Below are 240 nucleotides of genomic sequence, written 5' to 3'. Positions count from 1 at the left end.
CTTTTTTTGAATAGGTTTGTTATTTTCATCGCTCTTCTCCTTGAGAACTAGATGAATTGGAAGAACAATCTTCACAAGCTTTATCAGCATTGTCTTGACTTGTATTTGACGCCACACTTGTTCCATTCTTGCCTTCAGCATGTTCAAATGATCTTTCCGTGTTTCTTACACTTTCGCTTTTTATAGTATCTTCACACTGAGAAATATTACTAAAATCTTTTTCTACAATTGAGCCACAGA

Annotated in this window: 1 protein-coding gene; it reads right to left on the bottom strand. The window is 34.6% G+C overall.

Annotation, left to right across the window (positions count from 1 at the left end):
- Nucleotides 1–25: 25 nt before the first annotated feature.
- Nucleotides 26–240 (bottom strand): hypothetical protein (locus tag M901_RS09995; protein ID WP_034721695.1); only part of this gene is annotated, 215 nt, incomplete at its 5' end.

Origin of the sequence: Bacteriovorax sp. DB6_IX (genome assembly GCF_000447775.1) — a bacterium.
Lineage (GTDB): Bacteria > Bdellovibrionota > Bacteriovoracia > Bacteriovoracales > Bacteriovoracaceae > Halobacteriovorax_A.
This window is presented reverse-complemented; position numbering and strand designations above follow the sequence as displayed.